The sequence below is a fragment of the Streptosporangium sp. NPDC002607 genome (assembly GCF_053592655.1).
On record NZ_JBSFWD010000136.1, the window covers coordinates 1 to 4,052 of the forward strand.

A 4,052-nucleotide genomic window follows, 5' to 3' on the forward strand; every position below is an offset into this window, starting at 1 on the left:
GTGCTGCTGGCCGATCACACCAAGTTCGCCAATACCTATCTGTCTCGTTTCGCCGCGCTGCAGGAGATCGATGTGGTGATCAGTGATGTGGGGCTCGATACCGGGGTGGCGGCCGAGATGGCCGCGGCCGGGCCCGAGGTGATCCGGGCGTGATCGTCACCTTGACTCTTAATCCCAGTCTGGATCGCACGATCGAGGTCGGGGCGTTGACGCGTGGGGCGGTGATCCGGGCCGCGGCCACCCATTTGGATCCCGGTGGTAAGGGGGTCAACGTCTCGCGGGCGTTGCTGGCCAACCGGGTTCGCTCGTGTGCGGTGGTGCCTTTCGGCGGTGATGAGGGGCGGCGGCTGGTGAGCCTGCTGTCGGCCGAGGGTATCGAGATGGTCACCGTGCCGGTGGCCGGGGCCACTCGTTCCAATGTGGCGCTGGCCGAGCCGGACGGCACGGTCACGAAGATCAACGAGCCGGGGACGGCGTTGTCGGCGGCCGAGTTGGAGGCGGTGGCCGAGGCCGTGCTCGGTGCGGCCAGCAGCGCGGACTGGGTGGTGGCCTCCGGTAGCCTGCCGCCTGCGGTGCCCGTTGATCTGTATGCGCGTTTGTGTGAGCGTTTCAGCGGTGCGGGGATCAACGTCGCGGTCGATACCAGCGGGCCGGCGCTGATGCACGCGCTGGCTCAGGGGCCGGCCCTGGTCAAGCCCAACCGAGAAGAGCTGAGCGAGGCCACGGGGATGGTCATCTCCTGCCTGGGCGACGCTATCAAGGCGGCGGAGAGTCTGCGGGCTCGTGGCGCGGGCACGGTCTTGGCCAGTCTGGGCGTTGACGGCGCGGTTTTGCTGCAGGGCGAGCAGGTCTGGTATGGCCGCTGCGCGCTGGCCGAGCCGCGCAGTTCGGTCGGTGCCGGTGATGCGATGCTGGCCGGGTTCCTGGCCGGCGGCGCTCGCGGTGAGGGCGCGTTGGTCGAGGCGCTGGCCTGGGCGACCGCCGCGGTCGGGCTGCCGGGTAGCCGGATGCCCTCTCCCCATGACATTCGGCGTGATGACGTGCGTGTCATCGCGGCCGATCCCACCCTGCCGCTGCGGTCCGGGGGCTGACAGCGGCGCGGATCCACCCCCCTTGGCCGGCTCATCTGCCGGCCACCCCGGAAGGAGCAACACCACGTGAGCACCGATTACACCCCCACCGTCACGGGAACCGGGGTCAGAGCCAAGATTCAGCGTTTCGGCGGGTATCTCGCCGGGATGATCATGCCGAATATCGGGGCGTTCATCGCCTGGGGTCTGATCACCGCGCTGTTCATTCCCACCGGCTGGTTGCCGAACGAGAGTCTGGCGGCCCTGGTCGGGCCGATGATCACGACGCTGTTGCCGGTCTTGATCGGCTATACCGGCGGGCGGATGGTCCATGGTCAGCGCGGCGCGGTGGTCGGCGCGGTGGCCACCATGGGCGTCGTGGTCGGCGCGGAGAACCCGATGTTCCTCGGCGCGATGATCATGGGTCCGCTGGCGGCGTTCCTGCTGAAGCTGATCGACGGCTTCACCTCCGAGCGCACCAAGGCCGGCTTTGAGATGCTGGTGGACAACTTCACCGCCGGTATCGCCGGTGGCGCGATGGCGCTGCTGGGCGTGTGGGGTGTGGGCCCCATCGTCTCGGCGGTCACCACCGCGGCCGGTAACGCGGTCGGCTGGCTGGTGGAGTCCAACCTTTTGCCGCTGGCCTCGATCCTGATCGAGCCGGCCAAGGTGTTGTTCCTCAACAACGCCATCAACCACGGGGTGCTGACCCCGCTGGGCGCCAACGAGGTGACCCAGTTCGGCAAGTCGATCCTGTTCATGCTGGAGTCCAACCCCGGCCCCGGGCTCGGCCTGCTGCTGGCCTACCTGTTCTTCGGGCCGCGGGCACTGCGTCCCAGCGCTCCGGCGGCGATCATCATTCACTTCCTCGGCGGTATCCACGAGATCTACTTCCCGTATGTGCTGATGAAGCCCCGGCTGATCCTGGCGGTCATCGCCGGTGGCGCCACCGGGATCTTGGTGTTCATCATGACCGGTGCCGGGCTGGTGTCGGCGGCCTCGCCGGGCAGTATCTTCGCCTATCTGGCGGTGACGCCCAAGGGCGGCTGGTTCGGGGTGCTGGCCGGGATCTTCGCCGCGACCGCGGTGTCCTTCGCGGTGGCCTCGGTGCTGCTGGGCTTCGGCCGGGGCAAGGACGACAGCCAGGAGGCTCCGGAAGGGGCTTCTGCACAGACCCAGGAGGCCTGAGCGGTGCCGAGTATCGACAGCAAGGACATCCACAAGATCATTGTGGCCTGTGACGCGGGGATGGGCAGCAGCGTGATGCTGGCCACCCAGCTGCGCAAGCAGCTCAAGAGCCATAACGTCCAGGTCGAGCACACCCCGGTCAACTCGATCCCGGCCGATGCCGACGTGGTGGTCTGTCACGCCGGACTGGCCGGCCGGGCCAGGGCCGGCGCCCCGGACAAGGTCCTGATCTCCTTTCAGGTCTTCATCGGGGACCCGGCGGTGGCCAGGCTGATCAACACGATCAAGAACGGCGGCACCGTCGATGCCTGAGACGGCGCCGCTGCCGCTGGATCCGCGCGCGATCCGGCTGGAGGCCTCGGCCACCGACCGAGACGACGCGATTGGCCAGTGCGGGCAGGTGCTGCTCGCCGTCGGCGCGGTGGGCAGCGCCTATATCGGCGCGATGCTGGAGCGCGAGCGCTCGATCTCCACCTACGTCGGTGAGGGGGTGGCCATCCCGCACGGCACCTTGGCCGCCAAAGACGCCGTTCATCATGACGCGATCTGTGTGCTGCGTTTTCCCGGCGGTGTCGACTGGGACGGCGAGCAGGTCACGATGTGTATCGGTATCGCCGCCAAGGGTGATGGTCATGTGCGGCTGCTCGCCGAACTCGCCCAGATCCTGATGGATCCCGAGCAGGCCCGGGCCCTTCGCGAGGCGACGCAGGTCGCCGAGGTGGTCCGGTTGCTGCAACCCAACGAAGAGGACGAAGCACAGTGAAGGTCGCTCGTTTCCACGCTCCCGGTGACATCCGCGTCGAGGAGGCGCCCGAGCCCGTCACCGGAGCCGGTGAGATCAAGATACGCGTGCGCAACTGCTCGACGTGCGGCACGGATGTGAAGATCTCCAAGTACGGTCACCACCACATCAGGCCGCCCAGGGTCATGGGGCATGAGATCGCCGGACAGATCGCCGAGGTCGGCCAGGGTGTGAGCGGCTGGGCGGCGGGCGATCGGGTGCAGGTGATCGCCGCGATCCCGTGCGGGACGTGCTCAGAGTGCGGCCGGGGCCGGATGACGGTGTGCCCGAACCAGGAGTCGATGGGCTATCACTACGACGGTGGTTTCGCCGAGTACATGATCGTCCCGGCCAAGGTTTTGGCGGTCGGCGGCCTCAACCGTATCCCTGAGGGGGTCGGTTTCGCCGAGGCCTCGGTGGCCGAGCCGCTGGCGTGTGTGCTCAACGGCCAGGAGCTGGCCCGGGTCGGCGAGGGCGACGATGTGGTGATCATGGGGTCGGGTCCGATCGGCTGCCTGCATGTGCGGCTGGCCCGCTCACGCGGCGCGGCCCGGGTGTTCCTGGTCGATATCAACGCCGAGCGGTTGGAGATGGCGGCCGGGCTGGTTCACCCCGACGCGGTGGTGCACGGCCAGGACGTGGTCGAGCAGGTGCTCAAGCTGACCGAGGGCAGGGGTGCTGATGTCGTGATCACCGCCGCTGCTTCCGGGGCGGCTCAGGAGCAGGCGTTGCAGATGGCGGCTCGTCAGGGGCGGATCAGTTTCTTTGGTGGTCTGCCCAAGGATGATCCGATCATTCGGTGTGATTCCAACCTGGTGCATTATCGGGAGTTGACCATCGTGGGTGCGAACGGGTCCAGTCCGGCGCACAACGCGCGGGCGCTTCAGCTCATTGCTGAGGGTGCGGTGCCGGTCTCGGACCTGATCACGCATCGTCTGTCTCTGACCGAGGTCCTGGAGGCGATCGACATCGTCAGCAGGGGTGAGGCCATCAAGGTCACCATCGAGCCCTGA

The 4,052-nt window shown here is 67.7% G+C and carries 5 protein-coding genes; all 5 read left to right on the forward strand.

The window, feature by feature from the left end; all coding sequences use genetic code 11:
- The first annotated feature begins 149 nt into the window (after window positions 1-149).
- A complete protein-coding gene (gene pfkB / locus ACWD3H_RS47390; RefSeq protein ID WP_451959762.1) occupies window positions 150-1,091 on the forward strand; it encodes a 1-phosphofructokinase in 942 nt (313 codons plus the stop codon).
- A gap of 66 nt (window positions 1,092-1,157) precedes the next feature.
- Entirely contained in the window at window positions 1,158-2,258 is a 1,101-nt protein-coding gene (gene mtlA, locus ACWD3H_RS47395) for a mannitol-specific PTS transporter subunit IIC (protein ID WP_451959763.1), read from the forward strand.
- A 3-nt stretch (window positions 2,259-2,261) separates the two neighbouring features.
- Entirely contained in the window at window positions 2,262-2,570 is a 309-nt protein-coding gene (locus ACWD3H_RS47400; protein ID WP_355569744.1) for a PTS lactose transporter subunit IIB, read from the forward strand.
- Window positions 2,563-3,021: a PTS sugar transporter subunit IIA gene (locus ACWD3H_RS47405; protein WP_451959764.1), complete on the forward strand. Its 459-nt coding sequence runs from the start codon at window positions 2,563-2,565 to the stop codon at window positions 3,019-3,021. The genes ACWD3H_RS47400 and ACWD3H_RS47405 overlap by 8 nt, the downstream gene beginning before the upstream one ends.
- Window positions 3,018-4,052 (forward strand): zinc-dependent dehydrogenase, encoded by a 1,035-nt coding sequence (locus ACWD3H_RS47410; protein ID WP_451959765.1) that lies wholly within the window; start codon window positions 3,018-3,020, stop codon window positions 4,050-4,052. Before ACWD3H_RS47405 ends, ACWD3H_RS47410 begins: the two co-directional genes overlap by 4 nt.